The sequence below is a fragment of the Rivihabitans pingtungensis genome, from assembly GCF_003201855.1.
GTDB lineage: Bacteria > Pseudomonadota > Gammaproteobacteria > Burkholderiales > Aquaspirillaceae > Rivihabitans > Rivihabitans pingtungensis.
The window spans coordinates 24,586-41,160 of the sequence record NZ_QJKI01000013.1 but is presented as its reverse complement, the minus strand read 5'-3'; the positions used below and the strand labels follow the sequence as shown (position 1 = coordinate 41,160).

Here is a 16,575-nt window from a genome sequence, read left to right as displayed (position 1 = left end):
GCGGCTCCGGCGGGCCGGGGTGGCTCAGATGCGCATCGGCATCACGATGTACTTGAAATCCGCCTGCTCGGGCAGGGTGAACAGCGCGCTGCGGTTGGCGTCGCCAAACGCCAGTTGCAGTTGCTCAACTTGCAGATTGGTCAGCACATCGGTCAGGTAGTTGATGTTAAAGCCGATTTCCAGCGGCGCGCCCTGGTAGGCGATTTCCAGCTCTTCTTCGGCTTCTTCCTGTTCGCTGTTGGTGCACTGGATCGACAGGCTGCCCGCCGCCAGGGTCAGGCGCACGCCACGGAATTTCTCATTGGCCAGAATCGCCGCGCGTTGCAGCGCCTGCAACAGCGGCTGACGGTTGATGACAAAAATCTTGTCGTTATCCAGCGGAATCACCCGGTTGTAGTCGGGGAATTTGCCGTCCACCACCTTGCTGACAATCACCGACTGACCAAAGGCAAAGCGCGCCTGATTGGGCAATAGCTCGATGCAGACGGTGTCGTCGCTGTCGGCCAGCAGCTTGGCCAGCTCGACAATGGTCTTGCGCGGCAAAATGGCCTCGGCGCGCGCCACTTCGGCATCCAGCGTCATGCAGGCAAAGGCCAGGCGGTGGCCGTCGGTGGCCACCAGCTTGAGCTGATTGCCTTCGGCGATAAACAGCATGCCATTAAGATAATAACGAATGTCCTGCACGGCCATGGCGTATTGCACCTTGGCCAGCAGCGCTTTCAGCGCCTTTTGCGGCACGGTCAGCTTGGACAGCGGCTCGGCGCCCACCGATAGCAGCGGAAAATCCTCGGCCGGCAGGGTTTGCAGATTAAAGCGGCTCTTGCCGGCTTTCAGGGTGAGCTTGGCGTCTTGTTGGTCCAGCGTCACCGTGGCGCCGTCGGGCAGCGCGCGCAGGATGTCCTGGAGTTTTTTGGCGGAGGTGGTCAACCGAAAATCTTCGCCGGCCACTTCGCCCTGGCTGGCGGTGGTGATCTGGATTTCCAGGTCGGTGGCCAAAAAGGACAGCGCGTTGCCGCGCTTTTCAATCAGCACGTTGGCCAGAATCGGCAGGGTGTGGCGGCGCTCGACAATGCCGGTCACCGCATTCAGCGGCTTGAGCAGCGCATCGCGTTCAGCTTGCAGGATGTGCATGGCGGGATCTCCCGGAATCGTGAGGGGCGGCGCCCCAGGGTTCATGTTTTTGTATCAGTCCGTGTGCGGCTAGTTTTTCAGCATTTGCAGCAGGGCATTGTAATCGCGTTCAATCACCGTATCGGTGGTGCGCATTTCGGCAATGGTCTTGCAGGCGTGCAGCACGGTGGTGTGGTCGCGGCCGCCAAAGGCGTCGCCAATATTGGGCAGCGACAGCTGGGTGAGCTCTTTGGCCAGCGCCATGGCGATCTGGCGCGGCCGGGCGATGTCGCGGCTGCGCTTTTTGCTGTGCATATCGGCCAGCTTGATTTTGTAATACTCGGCCACGGTTTTCTGGATGGTTTCGATGGAAATCACCCGGTTGCCGGCGGCCAGGATGTCTTTCAGCGCTTCTTTCACCAGCTCAAGCTCGATAGCCTGGTTGGTGAAGCGCGAATACGCCACCACGCGCTTGAGCGCGCCTTCCAGCTCGCGCACATTCGAGCGCACGTTCTGGGCGATGAAAAACGCCACGTTATTGTCCAGCTTGAGGTTGTCCGCCTCGGCTTTTTTCATCAGGATGGCCACGCGCATTTCCAGCTCGGGCGGCTGGATTTCTACCGTCAGCCCCCAGGAAAAGCGCGAAATCAGCCGCTCGTCCATGCCTTCGATCTGCTTGGGGAAGGTGTCGCAGGTCATGATCACCTGCTTGCCGCCCTCGATCAGCGCATTAAAGGCATAGAAGAATTCTTCCATGGTGCGGTTCTTGCCCGCAAAAAACTGGATATCGTCGATCAGCAGCAAATCCAGGCTGTGGTAATAGCGCTTGAATTCGTCAAACGCCTTGTGCTGATAGGCGCGCATGATGTCGGCCACATAGCGCTCGGCGTGGATGTAGCGGATGCGCGCCTTGGGGTTTTTCTGGAACACATGGTTGCCAATCGCCTGCACCAAGTGCGTTTTACCCAAACCCACACCGCCATAGACAAACAGCGGGTTATACGCCGGGTCGCCGGGGTTGTCGGCAATCTGCATGGCGGCAGCGCGCGCCAGCTGGTTGCCCTTGCCGGTCACCAGGCTTTCAAAGGTGAACGACGGATTCAGCCGGGTGCTCTCATGGCCGCCGCCAATCGCCTGCACGGCCGCCGGGCGCGCCGATGGCGAGGTGGGCGAAGACGGCGGCTGGGCGCCAGCGGAGGCGCTGGGGCTGGCGGAAGAAGACGTCATCACTGGCGGCTCGACCTTCACCGGCGCGCCGATTTTGAGCTCCAGCAGGGCCGGCTCGCCCAGCACCTCGCTGGCCAGCGCCTCGATGCGCGCCAGAAAGCGATCCTTGATGAATTGCAGCACAAAGCGGTTGGGCGCCAAGAGCACCCAGCCCTCCGCCCCCGGTTCGCAGCGCAGCGGCTTGATCCAGGTGGTGAACTGTTGTGCCGACAGTTCCGCCTCCAGTCGTTCGAGGCAGGTCGGCCAGAATGTGTGCAGATCGGTCATTGATTCATCTAAGAATGACAAACCCGCCGGGCACGATGGCCAACGGCGGGAGAGCAGGCGGGGCGGGCGCGCCCGCAATCCGGCGCGGCCTGTTGTCAGGTGCGCCACATCGGGTTCTGGCGCGCCTGGCGCGCCGGCCGGATGTCTGCCGCCGTCAGGCCAAACCGGGCCACAACAAGGAAGCAGAACAAAATCAGCAGTATCCCCATTCTACCTGTTTGCCGCGCAGTTATCCACAGCCCACACAGGGCCAATTGCAACATTCAGTTGACAAAGCTGATCCAAGACGGTCTAATCTGGCGTTTATTCTCCTGATTTTTCATAGGGATCAAGCTCATGAAGCGCACCTACCAGCCTTCCGTCGTGCGTCGCAAGCGCACTCACGGTTTCCTCGTTCGCATGAAAACCCGTGGCGGCCGCGCCGTGATTCGCGCCCGTCGCGCCAAGGGTCGCGCCCGCCTCGGCCTGTAATCGCCTTGGCCTATCGCTTCTGCCGGGCGCAGCGACTGTTGAAAACGGATGATTTTTCATCCGTTTTTCGTTTGCGCAACAGCCGCAGCCAACGCTGGTTTCAGGTGTACGCCCGGCCCAATGGCGGTCTGCCGGCCCGGCTTGGGCTGGTGGTGGGCAAACGCACCGCCAAGCGCGCCGTGGCGCGCAACTATATCAAGCGCACCATCCGCGAAGTGTTCCGCCTGCAACAGCCGGCGCTGGACGGCGTGGATTTTGTCGTGCGCGCGCGCGAACGCTTTGATCGCGCGCAAGGTCATGAAGCACGCAAGGCATTGGCCGGATTATTTGCTAAACTGGCGCGATGTCGCGCATCCTCATCGCCCTCGTCCGCTTCTACCAGTTAGCCATCAGCTCATGGCGACCGCCCAGCTGCCGGTTTCATCCGAGTTGCTCGGCCTATGCCGTGGAAGCCATCCAGCGCCATGGCGCGTTCAAGGGCGGCTGGCTGGCGCTGCGCCGCATTGGCCGCTGCCACCCCTGGGGTAAAAGCGGCTACGACCCGGTTCCCTAACCCCTCGCAACGGTTGCCTTTACAGATGGATTCCAAACGTTTAATCCTGTTCATTGCGCTGTCGTTCGGCATTTTGCTGCTGTGGCAAGAATTCTTTGCCCCGCCGCCCAAGCCTGCTGCCGTCGCTGCCGCCAATGCCCCGACAACCGCCGCTGCACCGGCCCCGGCCCCAGGCGCTGCGCCTGCGGTGGCTGACGCTGGCGCACTGGCTGCCGGCCAGACCGTGCACGTCAAGACCGACCTCTTCGACGCCGCCATCGACACCACCGGCGGCGACCTGCGCGGCCTGACGCTGAGCGCCTACGCCGCCGCCGAAGACGAGAGCAAGCCGCTCAAGCTCTTGCAAACCGGCGAAGGCCGCACCTATGTGGCGCAAACCGGCCTGATCAGCGCCGGCAACCCGGCCCTGCCCACCCACCGCAGCGTATTTGCCGCCGAAAAAACCGACTACGCCCTGGCCGACGGCCAGAACAGCGTGGAAGTGCGCCTGACCGCCCCGGCGGCACAAGGCGTGCAGGTGAGCAAGGTGTACACCTTCACCCGTGGCAGCTACCTGATTCGCGTGCGCTACGAAATCCGCAACGGCGGCGCCATTCCGCTGGCGGCCTCGGCCTACTATCGCCTGCTGCGTGATGGCAAGGCGCCGGAAGGCGAAAGCCGCATGGCCTACACCTTTACCGGCCCGGCGGTGTACACCGAAGCCGACAAGTTCCAGAAGGTGAAATTCGAAGACATCGACAAGAACAAGGCCAACTACGCCCACGCTGCCGACAACGGCTGGGTGGCCATGTTGCAGCATTACTTCGTGTCGGCCTGGATTCTGAAAGCCAATGACGGCAAGAGCGTGTGCGTGACGGCGCAAAACTGTCGCTTCGAGCTGAAAACCGCACCGGGTGGCCTGTACTCCGCCGGCACGGTGGTCGATCTGCCGGCCATCGCCGCAGGCGCCACCCATGTGATCGACATGCCGCTGTACGCCGGCCCGCAGATCACCCATGTGCTGAAAGACACCGCACCGGGCCTGGAGCTGACCAAGGATTACGGCTGGGTGACCATCATCGCCACCCCGCTGTACTGGCTGCTGGAAAAACTGCACGCCATGGTCAATAACTGGGGCTGGGCGATTGTGCTGCTGACCATCCTGGTGAAAGCCGTGTTCTTCCCGCTGTCGGCCGCCAGCTATCGCTCGATGGCCAAGATGAAAGCCTTGGCTCCGCGCATGGAGCGTCTGAAGGAGCAATACGGCGACGACCGCATGAAGTTCCAGCAGGCCATGATGGAGATGTACAAAACCGAGAAGGTTAACCCGTTGGGCGGCTGCCTGCCCATCGTGGTGCAGATTCCGGTATTCATCGGCCTGTACTGGGCGCTGCTGGCGTCGGTGGAACTGCGTCAGGCGCCGTGGCTGGGCTGGATTCATGACCTGACCCGCCCGGATCCGTTCTATGTGCTGCCGGCCTTGATGGCCATCACCATGGTGGGTCAGACCTTCCTGAACCCGCCGCCGGCTGATCCGGTGCAGGCCAAGATGATGAAGATCATGCCGATTGCCTTCTCGGTGATGTTCTTCTTCTTCCCGGCTGGTTTGGTGTTGTACTGGCTGGTGAACAATATTCTGTCGATTGCTCAGCAGTGGTATATCAACCGCAGCATTGAGCAGGCGGAAGCCGCCAAGAAGCTTGGTTAAGCGTTATTGCGTGGTGTGAGTCTCTGGCAAGCCCGTTTCTTTGGAAACGGGCTTGTTGCATGGAGGGTGGGGTTTCTGTGCCTACGATGTTAGTTTGCTGGGATTGAATTAGGGCGGGGTTTCACCCCGCACCCGACCCTATTTCTTTGTCTCGCCAAAGAAATAGGGGAAAGAAAGGCGACCCGGGTGGCACGCCCTACGCCTGCGGCTTCGGGTGCCCTGCGCTTCTCGAAAACCGGGGCCGTCCCGAACTTGCGCCGGCTGCGCCGTCGCTTCGGACATGCGGGCCGGAAAGCCCCCCGGTTTTCTGCGATGCTCGGCGCGCCACACGGGAGTCAACGGCGGCTAAGCACAACGGTCGGTAAGATGGCCCATGTGCTGAAAGCGCGCAACACGGTGCTATCCCATATAGGCCGCACCACCCCGGCGCCACCCTCACCCCACGCCACTTCACCCGTTTTCAGGAATTTGTCATGTCCGCTGTTCGTTTGCCCACCATTGCCGCCATTGCCACCGCGCCCGGTCGCGGCGGGATTGGCGTGATTCGTTTGTCCGGTCAGGATTTGCTGCCGATGGCGCGCGCGCTCAGTGGCGGCAAGGCGCCCAAGCCGCGTGTGGCGGTGTTCACGGATTTTCCGGATGCCGACGGCCAGCCGCTGGATAACGGTTTATTGCTGTTTTTCCCGGCGCCGCATTCGTTTACCGGGGAAGACGTGATCGAGCTGCAAGGCCATGGCGGGCCGGTGGTGATGCAGCGCTTGTTGCGCCATTGCCTGAGCCTGGGCGCCCGATTGGCCGAGCCGGGGGAGTTTACCCGGCGGGCGTTTTTGAATCACAAGCTGGATTTGGCGCAGGCGGAGAGCGTGGCGGATTTGATCGACGCCGCCAGCGAAACCGCCGCCGCCAGCGCGCTCAAGTCGCTGAAAGGGGAGTTCTCCCAGCGCATTCACGCCTTGGTCGATCAGCTGATTCACCTGCGCATGCTCACCGAAGCCACGCTGGATTTCCCCGAGGAAGAAGACGTCGATTACCTGGCGGCGGCAGATGCGCAGGGCCAGTTGCGCGGCATTCAGGCCACGCTGGACGGGGTGCTGGCCAGCGCCCGCCAGGGCGCTTTGCTGCGTGAAGGCATGCATGTGGTGCTGGTCGGCCAGCCCAATGTCGGCAAATCCAGCCTGATGAACGCGCTGGCCGGCGACGACATCGCCATCGTCACCGACATCGCCGGCACCACCCGCGACACGGTACGCGAGCAAATCCTGATCGACGGCATTCCGCTGCACCTGATCGACACCGCCGGCCTGCGCGACACCGACGATGTGGTCGAGCAACACGGCATCGCCCGCACCTGGGCGGCGGTGGAGCGCGCCGATCTGGCCTTGGTGCTGCTGGACGACCGCGCCGGATTGACCGACGCCGATGCCGAGATTCTGGCCCGCCTGCCAGCGCGGCTGCCCCGACTGGTGGTGCGCAATAAAATCGACCTGAGCGGCCAGGCCGCCGGCGAAGGCGAGCACGACGGCGAGCGGGTGCTGCGGCTGAGCGCGCGCAGCGGCGACGGCGTGGACGCGCTGCGCCGCGCGCTGCTGGCGCAAATCGGCTGGCAAGGCGCAGGAGACGGCGTGTTTCTGGCCCGCGAACGCCACCTGGACGCCCTGCGCCGCGCCCGCGCCTTTCTGGACGCCGCCGAGCTGGACTACGCGCACAGCGAACTGTTTGCCGACCACCTGCGCATGGCGCAGCTGGCGCTGAGTGATATCACTGGCGAATTCAGCGCCGATGATTTGCTGGGCGAGATTTTTGGGCGGTTTTGTATCGGGAAGTGAGCGCAGCCAAGCGTCGCACACAAAACGCCGCGCAGCACCAGACAGCACCAGCCACCACGCCAGAGGGTTGTGTGCGCGACGTAAAAAAACACTGCCCCGCAGGGCTTGCCTGCGGGGCAGTGTTTTTTTAAGGCCGACCCATCACTGCAAATCAAACCGATCTGCGTTCATCACCTTCACCCAGGCGGCGACAAAGTCATGCACAAACTGCTCGCGGTGGTCGTCCTGGGCGTACACCTCGGCGCAGGCGCGCAGCACGGCGTTGGAGCCAAACACCAAGTCCACGCGGGTGGCGGTCCATTTCAGCGCGCCGGTCTGCCGGTCGCGCAGGGCGTAGCTGTGGCGGCCGGTGGGCGCCCAGGTGTTGCCCATATCGGTGAGGTTGACGAAAAAGTCATTGCTCAACACCCCCACCCGCTCGGTGAACACGCCGTGTGCGCTGCCGCCGTGATTGGCGCCCAGCACGCGCAGGCCGCCGACCAGCACGGTCATTTCGTGTGCGGTCAGGCGCATCAGCTGGGCGCGGTCCAGCAGCATTTCTTCGGCGCTGACGGCGTAGTCCTGCTTTTGCCAGTTGCGGAAGCCATCGGCCAGCGGCTCCAGCACGGCAAACGATTCAGCGTCGGTTTGCTCGGCGCTGGCGTCGCCCCGGCCTGGCGCAAACGGCACGTCCACCGTCACCCCGGCCGCCTGGGCTGCTTGCTCGATGCCGACATTGCCGGCCAGCACAATCACATCGGCCACACTGGCGCCAGAGGCGGCGGCAATCGGCTCCAGCACCGCCAGCACGCGGGCCAGGCGCTCGGGCTCGTTGCCAGCCCAGTCTTTTTGCGGGGCCAGGCGGATGCGCGCGCCGTTGGCGCCGCCGCGCTTGTCTGAGCCGCGGAAGGTGCGGGCGCTGTCCCAGGCGGTGCTGACCAGGTCGGCAATGCTCAAACCGCTGGCGGCGATGCGGGCTTTGACCGCCGCCACGTCGTAGCCGGTGGGGCCGGCGGGAATCGGGTCTTGCCAGATCAGATCTTCGGCCGGCACATCCGGGCCAAAGTAGCGCGCTTTCGGGCCCATGTCGCGGTGGGTGAGCTTGAACCAGGCGCGGGCGAACACCTCGGAGAAATACGCCTGATCGTCGCGGAAGCGCTCGGCAATCTTGCGGTAGTCCGGGTCCATTTTCAGCGCCATGTCGGCGTCGGTCATGATGGGCATACAGCGGATGCTCGGGTCTTCCACATCAACCGGCATGTCGGCTTCGTCGATATTCACCGGCTGCCACTGGTGCGCGCCGGCCGGCGATTTTTGCAACTGCCAGTCGTGTTTGAACAGCATGGCAAAGTAGCCGTTGTCCCATTGCGTCGGGTGGGTGGTCCACGCGCCTTCGATGCCGCTGGTGACGGCGTCGCGGCCGATGCCCCGGCTGTGCTGATTATTCCAGCCCAGGCCTTGTTCGTGCAGTTCGGCGCCTTCTGGGGCCGCGCCCAGTTTGGCGGCGCTGCCATTGCCGTGCGCCTTGCCCACGGTGTGGCCGCCAGCGGTCAGCGCGACGGTTTCTTCGTCGTTCATCGCCATGCGGGCAAAGGTGACGCGCATGTCCTGCGCGGTTTTCAGCGGGTCGGGCTGGCCGTCCACACCTTCCGGGTTGACGTAAATCAGCCCCATCATCACCGCCGCCAGCGGGTTTTCCAGCTCGCGCTGGCCAGAATAGCGACTGCCTTCGCCGCCGCTGGGCGCCAGCCATTGGCGTTCCGAGCCCCAGTAGATGTCTTTTTCCGGACGCCAGATGTCTTCACGGCCAAAGGCAAAGCCAAAGGTTTTCAGGCCCATCGACTCATACGCCATATTGCCGGCCAGAATCATCAAATCCGCCCAGCTGACCTGATTGCCATACTTTTTCTTGATCGGCCACAGCAGGCGGCGGGCTTTGTCCAGATTGCCGTTGTCCGGCCAGGAATTCAGCGGGGCAAAGCGCTGATTGCCCGTGCCAGCGCCGCCACGGCCGTCGGCGATGCGGTAGGTGCCGGCCGAGTGCCAGGCCATGCGAATCATCAGGCCGCCGTAATGGCCCCAGTCGGCCGGCCACCACGGCTGGCTGTCGGTCATCAGGGCCTTGAGGTCGGCTTTCAGCGCGTCCACGTCCAGGGTTTTCAGCGCTTCACGGTAGTTAAAGCCGGCGCCCAGCGGATTGGTTTTGCTGTCGTGCTGGTCGAGGATGTCCAGATTCAGCGCCTTGGGCCACCAATTGTGTTGCTGGGCCATGCCCGTGGTGGTCTGGCCGCCATGGGCAAACGGGCAGCCGCCCGTTCCTTGTTCGATTGCGTGTTCCATTGTGCCTCCTTCGTGGGGTGTGGGGTGCGCCGCCGGGTGAGGCGGACGCCATGCGCTGACGACCTGGCTGTGTTCTCACCTTAGCAGGCGACATGGCGTTTGCCTGTGCTTGGGCGACATCAGCGTGTGGCAGCAGATGGAAGGAGTGTGGACCAGCGATGATGATTAATCTAATTAAACGTTTTTCTTGTGTCGATTGCTTAAAGCTATACACCCACCTCAGCAAATCATGAACAAGGAATAAAATTCTGGCTTAGCCATTCATTCTTCACCCGATTGTCCGATGAAAAGCCATTGCGCCCGGCATACGCGCGGCTCACACAACTCAGTGCAGCACTCCTGGCCAGACGCACAAGCGCAGACCGTGCGCGTTGTACAACAAGGTCGGGCAACAACGCCAAGCGCGTGTGTGAGCGACGCTCAGCTCGGGCAGAGAACCCGCAGGACAGAACACAGGAGCGCAGCCCATGGGCAGCTACACCATTGTTGACACCAACCAGACCAGCTATTACGGCAACACCACCACTATTTCCACCCCGGCCAGCAATGCCAGCTTTTATGGCCAGGATGCCGGTTATCAGGGCAAGCAGCCGTCCTACGTGGACAACGGCAACAGCACGGTCACCGACCTGAACACCGGCTTGACCTGGATGAAAAGCACCACCAGCCAGGAAATGACCTGGGCGCAGGCAGTCAGCTATGCTTCCACGGCGGTGATTGGCGGCTATAGCGACTGGCGGTTGCCCACCATCAAAGAGCTGTATTCGCTGATTGAGTTTTCTGGCTACACCGGCACCAGCATCAGCACGTCTTCGCCGTATCTGGATACCCGCTATTTCAATTTCTCTTACGGCGACACCAGCGCAGGCGAGCGGGTGATTGACGCGCAAGAATGGTCGTCCACCCGCTACGTCAGCACCACCATGAGCGGTGACCCCACCGCATTTGGCGTCAACTTTGCCGATGGCCGCATCAAGGGCTATCCGATTTCGATTGGCGGCACCACGCAAACCATGGACGTGCGCCTGGTGCGCGGCAACACCAGCTATGGCCAGAACGCCTATGTGGACAACGGCAATGGCACCATCACCGACAACGCCACCGGCCTGATGTGGTTGCAAGCCGACAGCGGCTCGGCGATGAGCTGGCAGGATGCGCTGGCCTACGCCGAAGCCTCCACCGCCAGCGGCTACAGCGACTGGCGGCTGCCCAATGCCAAAGAGCTGCAAAGCATTGTTGACTACACCCGCTCGCCCGACACCACCGGCACAGCCGCCATCGACCCCTTGTTCAAGGCCACCAATATCGGCACATCCAGCGCGCCGGAATATGGCTTTTACTGGAGCGGCACCAGCCATGTGGAAAACGGCTCAGGCGACTACGCCGTGTACGTGGCGTTTGGCCGCGCGCTGGGCTGGATGCAGCAAAAAGACGGCAGCTACAAGCTGATGGACGTGCACGGCGCTGGCGCCCAGCGCAGCGACCCGAAAACCGGCAACGCCAGCGACTACCCGCATGGCTTTGGCCCGCAAGGCGACGTAATCCGCATCAACAATATGGTGCGGCTGGTGCGCGACGCCAGCAGCACCAGCAGCGACAACACCAACCAAAGCTTTACTGGCACCAGCGGCAACGACAGCTTTACCGGCGGCACCGGCAACGACACCATTGATGGCGGCGCCGGCATCGACACCGCCGTGTTCAGCAATAAAATCGCCGACTACACCCGCAGCAAGAGCGGCAGCGTGTGGACCATCAAAGCCAATGTCGGCACCGATGGCACCGACACGGTAAGCAATGTCGAGCGCCTGCACTTCAGTGATGGCAATGTGGCGCTGGACACCGACGGCGCCGCCGGCCAGGCCTACCGCCTGTACCGCGCTGCCTTTGCCCGCGAGCCGGACAAGGGAGGAGTGGGTTACTGGATGGCGCAAATGGACAAAGGCATGAGCCTGGCCACCGCCGCATCCAGCTTTATCGCCTCCAGCGAGTTCCAGGCCCGCTACGGCAGCGCCCCCAGCAATGGCGACCTGCTGACCAAACTGTATTCGAATGTATTGGGACGCGCCGCAGATCAAAGCGGCTACGACTGGTGGCTGACGCAGATGAACAACGGCCTGAGCAAAACCAATGTGCTGGTGGAATTTGCCCAATCCGCCGAAAACCAAAGCGCCGTGGCCACGCTGATTGGCAGCACGGGCTTTGCGTATACCGAGTGGCTGGGTTGACCGCCCCCGTCCTCTCGCTGCGCGAACCGGCCTTGAAACCAGAAAGGGCGGGGTAGCGTCTGGCCGCCGCTAGCACAGCCGCTACACTGAGTTTGGTGAGCGGCTCTAACGTGGGCTGTCCGGTATTCTTTTCTTGTCTTGCAGACTGTCGGGGTCGATCACCTCGACAGCACCTGCCCGGCCAGTTTTGCACTCGCCAAGCGATTAAGACTTACCCCTTGCTCCGCCGCCATCAGCGCGAGCTGACGGTGCAGTTCGGGTGGAATACGCACGCGAAACTCCCCGCTGTAGTGCTTCTCTGCCAAAGGCTGTGGGATCAACTCTCCATTCGCCTCCAGATCAGCAACCACCTCGGCAACCACCTTGCGCACACCTGCCAGGGCCTCTTCTGGCGTTTCTGCCAGCCAGCTTAGCGAGGGAAACTCGATGCACAACCCAACATGCTCACCATCCTCGGGGGACCATGTTACGCGATAAGTATAATGATCAAGGCTCATTGCCTACCCTCCAGTTTGTCTATTGCTTGCAGCACCTGCCGCACTTGATAAGGCTTGGCCTTACCACCAGCGTCTTGAATATTGACTCGCGGGTCCCCTGGCCATGGCATTTTGAAAATCAGGTGGCTTGTGCCGTTTTGGCGTGGCTCACCAAAAAACGCTTCACAAACTTTGCGCAAATCAACAAAGCGGACATTTGTCGGCTCTCGGCGTAACTGTTCGAGAATCTTTTTGACTGAGCTCATACGGAGGATGGCTCCATTAATGGAACCATCCATCAAGCAGGATACAAGCCGCGCAGATGCGCACATTTGGGCGTTACGTTGAACAATCGGGAGAGCTGAAAACCGGGGTCTGTCCCCATTTCTATTGCTCGCCCTACCGTTCCTGATCAGATTGCCAGCCGGAGGTGTCAGGCGTGCAGCGCTGCGTACTCGAGTGCGGTGGGCAGGCTACGCGGCATCGACCGGGCCTCCGGCTTGACCGCCTCCCAGCCCAAGCATGCCAGCCAGGTCTGACGGGGAATGGACTTGTGGGCGGTGCGGTAGTAGCTAACCATGCGCCGACTGATGCCCAACGCCTCGGCCGCACCACTCAAAGACAAGCCGTTGCGGCTCATCCAGTCATCGAACATCTCATGGCTGACCTCGCCGGCCTGCTCCTTGGCCCAGGCGTACACATTGTCCGCGCCGAACTCCTCGTCGATCCACTCGATACCGTGGCCCCACTCGCTGATGTGGACACGGGTAAACATGGCTGGATCAAGGATGGGGGCCAGGGCCGAATGGCGGCGCAGGCGATCCTCGACGTCGATCTCCAGCACCTCGCCGGTACTCCAGGTGGTACGCAGGCGGTACGGCGCCATGGCCTCGACCGCCTGCAACTGCGGAAAGAAGTAGTCGCTCATGCTCGATTCCTTTGCCATTGATGTTGTAGATCGACCTGGTGGGTCTTGATCCAGACGAGCGCCTCGCGGATTTCCCGCGAGGCAACCCGACCTTTGATCTCGAAGCTGTCCAGGTCTACGGTGCAGTCTCGGCCATCGCGTAGCTTGACGTACACATGCGGTGGCGGGTGGTCGTCCAGGTACATCACAGCCCGGCTGCTATCGAAACGCTGAAGGGTGCTCATAGAGCCAGTCTAGTGCAATGGTTGCCCTGGTACAATCCTCTCCCTGGGCCGGGGGGCCCACGTCCGCCACCGTCTGGCGGGTAGCGCGCAGGGTCTGGGTGTCCAGGTGGGCGAGCGGACATCGCCCAATGCGAATAATCGGGGTCTGTCCCCTATTATTGTTATTTCTTCAGCACACGTTCGCTGACACACCAAACCTCAGGCCCGTCGCCTTAAGCACCGCATTGAGCGTCCGAATGGTTGGATTGCCCCGGCTTGACAGCGTGCGATACAGCGTTTCACGCGACAAATGGGTTTTTTCGGCCACCACGGCAATGCCGCCACGAGCCTCGACAACCTTCCGCAATGCCACCAGATAGATAGCGGGATCGTCGTCCTCGCTGGCTGCATTCAGGTACTCGGCGGCAAACTCGGCATCCGCGAGTTGTGCCATCAACCAGTCATCGTGTTTGGCGCACGTTTTCATCGATTGCTCCTTGTTTGCCATTCGTTCCAGCGCTGAATCGCGCATGCAATGTCTTTCGATTGCGTCCGCTTGTCGCCACCCTCGCAGAGCAGAACCACCCGTTTACCGGCAATGGCGTAGTAAACCCGGTAGCCCGGCCCCCAATCCACGCGTAGCTCCCACACTCCTGAGCCGACCGGTTTACAGTCACCGAAGTTGCCGTTCTGCAACCGCAGCAAACGCACAGCGATGCGTGCCTGAGCCACTCTATCCTGGAGGTGATCCAGCCAATGGGCAAAGACATCCTGCCCTTCAGAATCAATGTAATGGCGCAATTCGTACATGGAATTATTGTAGCCCAAAGGCTACTGAGCGGAAAATATCTTGAGTCATGCCCCCGCCAAGGAAAAACCCCACCCCGCTGGTGGCGGGATGGGTTGAAGGGCTTGCCCCCGGTGAGCTGGGGGATAGGGGATATAGCTAAATAATTGGGGTCTGCCCCCCTATTGCTTTTTCAGCTAAGCACCTGAATGCCGTATTTCTGAACAATCGACAGGAGCTTGATCGCCATACCGCTTGGGCGTTTTGCGCCACTCTCCCACTTCTGGACGGTCGATTCGCTAGTATTCAGATAGCGGGCAAAAACCGGTTGGCTGACGTGGTTTTGCTCCCGAATCTGCTTGATCTGCTCGGGCTTGATCTCCTCAGGAACGACCAGGCATGCATCATCAAAATTGCGCAGCGTCGCCTTGTCTATGGCGCCCACCTTGAAAAGTGCGTTGGCTGACGAATGAATCGCCTCGAATGCATCGCTCTTGTATTTCATCTTAGCCATGGCAGATCTCTATCCAGTCCTTGTCACGCAACAACTGTTCGACTTGTAGCGCGGTCAATCCAGCATATGCCTTGGCAAGCGCTCGAAAGCTCACCAATTCGTCATCCTCGATATTTGCCTTGTTCTGTTTGGCAAACAGGTACTCATGCATCCTGGCCGTTCTGTGTTGTCTCAACAACAGCGTATTCGACATGACGCGCAAACCAGCGACGCCTTCCGCCGGCCTGAAGGCCGAAGCTTGTCGCGCACCGGGTCAAAAATCGGTATTGGTGAAACGGTGCTCAAATGGGCAAAGCCTGCTGTTTCTGCTGCATTTCATCCGGCAGCGCCATTTTGCGCGGTCGTCCGCGCGGGCGCACCTCGCAGCGCCGGCCGATCATGCGCTCAATCTGGTCGAGAAACCTCCCCTTGCCCAGTGGCTGCCCTTGCTCCAACGCCAGACGAATATCCGCCACCGCTTCACGATCAAGCTCACTGCGAAACAGGAACCGATACACCGCCTGGCGATTAGCCGCGTCGCCATCCAGGGCAAGATACAAGTCATGTGGCGTCAGCAACGCATCTGCTTGTCCCAGGCCATTGCTGCGATAGCTGCTCCAACGGTAATGGGCGGGATCGTCGGTCATGCCGGCGCGCACCGGATTCAGTTCGATATAGCGTTGGCAGAGCAACAAATAATCCTCAGCATGCACCAGCGAAGACTTGTAACGGCTGTCCCACAATGTCCCGGTGCGGCGATAGGTCTTGTTGATGTACTGCACATAGCGTCGGCCGAGCGACATGACCAGTTGCGATACCGCTTCGGCGCTGGTCGGCGTCAGCAGCAGATGCACATGGTTGGTCATCAGCACGTAGGCATGCAAGGCGCAGCCGGTCTTCTTCAACGCATCACCCAGCCACTCCCGATAGGCCAGATAATCCTCATCAGTAAAAAAGCAGGCATCGCGATTGTGGCCTCGCTGCACCAAGTGGATGGGCGCGCCGGGCAGATGGATGCGGGGACGACGGGGCATGGTCAGATTTCCGTACTTTCCAGGTACAGGCTTTCCGGTGCGATATCCACATCTTCGTTCCAGACCACGGTATTGTGCGCTACCCGCGCTTGCGCGAAGAGGCTGCGGGACTTCAAGGCCTCAAACGCCGGGTAAGCAAGATAAGGACTGACATCGAACTGCCGTATTTCGCCATTATTAAAAGTCACATTCAGCGAATAGTTCTCGGCAACTGAGACCGATACCGGTCTGGGTAATTTTCCTGATGCGCTCATTTCATGCTCACCTCAAGGGCTCAATCTTATAGGGCGTCGCACCGGAAACGGCCAGCTTCCAGTCTGCCATCAGCTCATCCGCATGCAACGCTATCCAAGCCTGCACCAGCTTGTATTGCTTTCCTGGCAACTCACCTTCCAGCAATTCACCGTCAGGAATCTGGAAGATGGCCTCTGCCTCTGCGTATTCAACGTGAATGTGCGGAAGGTGGTGCTACTTGGTATCAAGCACATACATTCTGATGAGTATTCCGTAGAACATGCTGATTGTTGGCATGAGAGTGCTCCGAGAACTTGATTGAGGCAGTGTACCAGATTTATATTGACCCTGACCCCTTTGACCCTTTTATTATGTTGCAATCGGCATTGCTAGCCGATGTGTTGCCACGCTTGCTGAGTTTCAAACACACGCTGCAGCTTTGGCTGGCATGGGATAGAACAGCGCGTCACGCCAGTGATGAAGAGAGCCCTGAGGCGTTGTTACTGCTAGTAGCCAAGCAGTCAGTAGGCAACCGCCCCGGGCGAATTGAACCACGCGCGCTAAAACGAAGGCATAAACCTTATCCCTTGATGACTCAAACGCGAGCTGCAGCAAGGGCTTATGTGCAAAAATATGGGCACTCAAAGAAGGTTAAGTAAGTGCCATTCGGGTCTGCCCCCTATTGTTCCCGATTGTTCTATGCGAGTAAAAATAGAAAACCCCGCCACTAGA

At 60.7% G+C, this 16,575-nt stretch carries 19 protein-coding genes and 2 pseudogenes; 7 read left to right on the top strand and 14 right to left on the bottom strand.

Going from position 1 to position 16,575, the window contains the following annotated elements; all coding sequences use genetic code 11:
- Window positions 1-24 precede the first annotated feature (24 nt).
- Together dnaN and dnaA are read right to left on the bottom strand one after the other, a co-directional pair.
- The gene (dnaN, locus tag DFR34_RS10510) at window positions 25-1,131 is read right to left on the bottom strand and encodes a DNA polymerase III subunit beta (RefSeq protein ID WP_110391111.1); all 1,107 of its coding nucleotides are present in this window, start codon (window positions 1,129-1,131) and stop codon (window positions 25-27) included.
- 69 nt (window positions 1,132-1,200) lie between these two features.
- Window positions 1,201-2,604, bottom strand: coding sequence for a chromosomal replication initiator protein DnaA (gene dnaA, locus DFR34_RS10505; RefSeq protein ID WP_110391110.1), 1,404 nt, complete (start codon window positions 2,602-2,604; stop codon window positions 1,201-1,203).
- 336 nt (window positions 2,605-2,940) lie between these two features.
- On the opposite strand from dnaA, the gene rpmH reads away from it, so the two are divergent.
- From rpmH to mnmE, 5 genes are all read left to right on the top strand, one after another.
- Window positions 2,941-3,075: a 50S ribosomal protein L34 gene (rpmH, locus tag DFR34_RS10500; protein ID WP_110391109.1), complete on the top strand. Its 135-nt coding sequence runs from the start codon at window positions 2,941-2,943 to the stop codon at window positions 3,073-3,075.
- Between the two features lie 5 nt (window positions 3,076-3,080).
- Window positions 3,081-3,461 (top strand): ribonuclease P protein component, encoded by a 381-nt coding sequence (rnpA, locus tag DFR34_RS10495; protein ID WP_110391108.1) that lies wholly within the window; start codon window positions 3,081-3,083, stop codon window positions 3,459-3,461.
- Window positions 3,419-3,628 carry a membrane protein insertion efficiency factor YidD gene (gene yidD / locus DFR34_RS10490; RefSeq protein WP_110391107.1) on the top strand — a complete coding sequence of 70 codons (210 nt, stop codon included), beginning with the start codon at window positions 3,419-3,421 and terminating at the stop codon, window positions 3,626-3,628. The genes rnpA and yidD overlap by 43 nt, the downstream gene beginning before the upstream one ends.
- 25 nt (window positions 3,629-3,653) lie before the next feature.
- Entirely contained in the window at window positions 3,654-5,315 is a 1,662-nt protein-coding gene (yidC, locus tag DFR34_RS10485) for a membrane protein insertase YidC (protein WP_110391106.1), read from the top strand.
- A 473-nt stretch (window positions 5,316-5,788) separates the two neighbouring features.
- Window positions 5,789-7,141: a tRNA uridine-5-carboxymethylaminomethyl(34) synthesis GTPase MnmE gene (gene mnmE / locus DFR34_RS10480; RefSeq protein ID WP_110391105.1), complete on the top strand. Its 1,353-nt coding sequence runs from the start codon at window positions 5,789-5,791 to the stop codon at window positions 7,139-7,141.
- A 141-nt stretch (window positions 7,142-7,282) separates the two neighbouring features.
- Here mnmE and katG read toward each other — a convergent pair whose 3' ends face one another.
- The gene (gene katG / locus DFR34_RS10475; RefSeq protein ID WP_110391104.1) at window positions 7,283-9,460 is read right to left on the bottom strand and encodes a catalase/peroxidase HPI; all 2,178 of its coding nucleotides are present in this window, start codon (window positions 9,458-9,460) and stop codon (window positions 7,283-7,285) included.
- A gap of 467 nt (window positions 9,461-9,927) precedes the next feature.
- Here katG and DFR34_RS10470 point away from each other — a divergent pair, with 467 nt between their 5' ends.
- On the top strand, window positions 9,928-11,688 hold the full coding sequence (locus DFR34_RS10470; protein WP_110391103.1) for an Lcl domain-containing protein: 1,761 nt from the start codon (window positions 9,928-9,930) through the stop codon (window positions 11,686-11,688).
- A 158-nt stretch (window positions 11,689-11,846) separates the two neighbouring features.
- Here DFR34_RS10470 and DFR34_RS10465 read toward each other — a convergent pair whose 3' ends face one another.
- From DFR34_RS10465 to DFR34_RS17890, 11 genes and pseudogenes are all read right to left on the bottom strand, one after another.
- Window positions 11,847-12,185, bottom strand: a complete 339-nt coding sequence (locus DFR34_RS10465) for a type II toxin-antitoxin system HicB family antitoxin (protein ID WP_110391102.1) — start codon at window positions 12,183-12,185, stop codon at window positions 11,847-11,849.
- Entirely contained in the window at window positions 12,182-12,430 is a 249-nt protein-coding gene (locus DFR34_RS10460) for a toxin HicA (RefSeq protein WP_110391155.1), read from the bottom strand. Before DFR34_RS10460 ends, DFR34_RS10465 begins: the two co-directional genes overlap by 4 nt.
- Before the next feature lie 167 nt (window positions 12,431-12,597).
- Window positions 12,598-13,092: a DUF2442 domain-containing protein gene (locus DFR34_RS10455; RefSeq protein ID WP_110391101.1), complete on the bottom strand. Its 495-nt coding sequence runs from the start codon at window positions 13,090-13,092 to the stop codon at window positions 12,598-12,600.
- Window positions 13,089-13,316, bottom strand: a complete 228-nt coding sequence (locus DFR34_RS10450; protein WP_110391100.1) for a DUF4160 domain-containing protein — start codon at window positions 13,314-13,316, stop codon at window positions 13,089-13,091. Before DFR34_RS10450 ends, DFR34_RS10455 begins: the two co-directional genes overlap by 4 nt.
- Window positions 13,317-13,485: 169 nt before the next feature.
- Window positions 13,486-13,782 carry an addiction module antidote protein gene (locus DFR34_RS10445; RefSeq protein WP_110391099.1) on the bottom strand — a complete coding sequence of 99 codons (297 nt, stop codon included), beginning with the start codon at window positions 13,780-13,782 and terminating at the stop codon, window positions 13,486-13,488.
- A complete protein-coding gene (locus tag DFR34_RS10440) occupies window positions 13,779-14,105 on the bottom strand; it encodes a type II toxin-antitoxin system RelE/ParE family toxin (RefSeq protein ID WP_110391098.1) in 327 nt (108 codons plus the stop codon). Before DFR34_RS10440 ends, DFR34_RS10445 begins: the two co-directional genes overlap by 4 nt.
- A gap of 170 nt (window positions 14,106-14,275) precedes the next feature.
- A complete protein-coding gene (locus tag DFR34_RS10435; RefSeq protein WP_110391097.1) occupies window positions 14,276-14,596 on the bottom strand; it encodes a helix-turn-helix domain-containing protein in 321 nt (106 codons plus the stop codon).
- Window positions 14,589-14,789 (bottom strand): type II toxin-antitoxin system RelE/ParE family toxin, encoded by a 201-nt coding sequence (locus DFR34_RS10430; RefSeq protein WP_110391096.1) that lies wholly within the window; start codon window positions 14,787-14,789, stop codon window positions 14,589-14,591. Before DFR34_RS10430 ends, DFR34_RS10435 begins: the two co-directional genes overlap by 8 nt.
- Window positions 14,790-14,877: 88 nt before the next feature.
- Complete coding sequence (locus DFR34_RS10425) at window positions 14,878-15,609, bottom strand: transposase (RefSeq protein WP_110391095.1); 732 nt, start codon at window positions 15,607-15,609, stop codon at window positions 14,878-14,880.
- A gap of 2 nt (window positions 15,610-15,611) precedes the next feature.
- Window positions 15,612-15,863 (bottom strand): DUF2442 domain-containing protein, encoded by a 252-nt coding sequence (locus DFR34_RS10420; RefSeq protein ID WP_110391094.1) that lies wholly within the window; start codon window positions 15,861-15,863, stop codon window positions 15,612-15,614.
- A gap of 7 nt (window positions 15,864-15,870) precedes the next feature.
- A pseudogene (locus tag DFR34_RS17890) lies at window positions 15,871-16,065 on the bottom strand (DUF4160 domain-containing protein); the annotation flags it as partial.
- A gap of 146 nt (window positions 16,066-16,211) precedes the next feature.
- On the opposite strand from DFR34_RS17890, the pseudogene DFR34_RS16890 reads away from it, so the two are divergent.
- Window positions 16,212-16,502: pseudogene (locus tag DFR34_RS16890) on the top strand (IS4-like element ISCARN115 family transposase); the annotation flags it as partial.
- Window positions 16,503-16,575 lie beyond the last annotated feature (73 nt).

Excerpts from the sequence above, each read along its gene's own strand:
- dnaN (WP_110391111.1), bottom strand. The coding sequence starts at position 1,131 with ATGCACATCCTGCAAGCTGAACGCGATGCGCTGCTCAAGCCGCTGAAT.
- dnaA (WP_110391110.1), bottom strand. The coding sequence starts at position 2,604 with ATGACCGATCTGCACACATTCTGGCCGACCTGCCTCGAACGACTGGAG.
- rpmH (WP_110391109.1), top strand. The coding sequence starts at position 2,941 with ATGAAGCGCACCTACCAGCCTTCCGTCGTGCGTCGCAAGCGCACTCAC.
- yidD (WP_110391107.1), top strand. The coding sequence starts at position 3,419 with ATGTCGCGCATCCTCATCGCCCTCGTCCGCTTCTACCAGTTAGCCATC.
- yidC (WP_110391106.1), top strand. The coding sequence starts at position 3,654 with ATGGATTCCAAACGTTTAATCCTGTTCATTGCGCTGTCGTTCGGCATT.
- mnmE (WP_110391105.1), top strand. The coding sequence starts at position 5,789 with ATGTCCGCTGTTCGTTTGCCCACCATTGCCGCCATTGCCACCGCGCCC.
- katG (WP_110391104.1), bottom strand. The coding sequence starts at position 9,460 with ATGGAACACGCAATCGAACAAGGAACGGGCGGCTGCCCGTTTGCCCAT.
- DFR34_RS10470 (WP_110391103.1), top strand. The coding sequence starts at position 9,928 with ATGGGCAGCTACACCATTGTTGACACCAACCAGACCAGCTATTACGGC.
- DFR34_RS10465 (WP_110391102.1), bottom strand. The coding sequence starts at position 12,185 with ATGAGCCTTGATCATTATACTTATCGCGTAACATGGTCCCCCGAGGAT.
- DFR34_RS10460 (WP_110391155.1), bottom strand. The coding sequence starts at position 12,430 with ATGAGCTCAGTCAAAAAGATTCTCGAACAGTTACGCCGAGAGCCGACA.
- DFR34_RS10455 (WP_110391101.1), bottom strand. The coding sequence starts at position 13,092 with ATGAGCGACTACTTCTTTCCGCAGTTGCAGGCGGTCGAGGCCATGGCG.
- DFR34_RS10450 (WP_110391100.1), bottom strand. The coding sequence starts at position 13,316 with ATGAGCACCCTTCAGCGTTTCGATAGCAGCCGGGCTGTGATGTACCTG.
- DFR34_RS10445 (WP_110391099.1), bottom strand. The coding sequence starts at position 13,782 with ATGAAAACGTGCGCCAAACACGATGACTGGTTGATGGCACAACTCGCG.
- DFR34_RS10440 (WP_110391098.1), bottom strand. The coding sequence starts at position 14,105 with ATGTACGAATTGCGCCATTACATTGATTCTGAAGGGCAGGATGTCTTT.
- DFR34_RS10435 (WP_110391097.1), bottom strand. The coding sequence starts at position 14,596 with ATGGCTAAGATGAAATACAAGAGCGATGCATTCGAGGCGATTCATTCG.
- DFR34_RS10430 (WP_110391096.1), bottom strand. The coding sequence starts at position 14,789 with ATGTCGAATACGCTGTTGTTGAGACAACACAGAACGGCCAGGATGCAT.
- DFR34_RS10425 (WP_110391095.1), bottom strand. The coding sequence starts at position 15,609 with ATGCCCCGTCGTCCCCGCATCCATCTGCCCGGCGCGCCCATCCACTTG.
- DFR34_RS10420 (WP_110391094.1), bottom strand. The coding sequence starts at position 15,863 with ATGAGCGCATCAGGAAAATTACCCAGACCGGTATCGGTCTCAGTTGCC.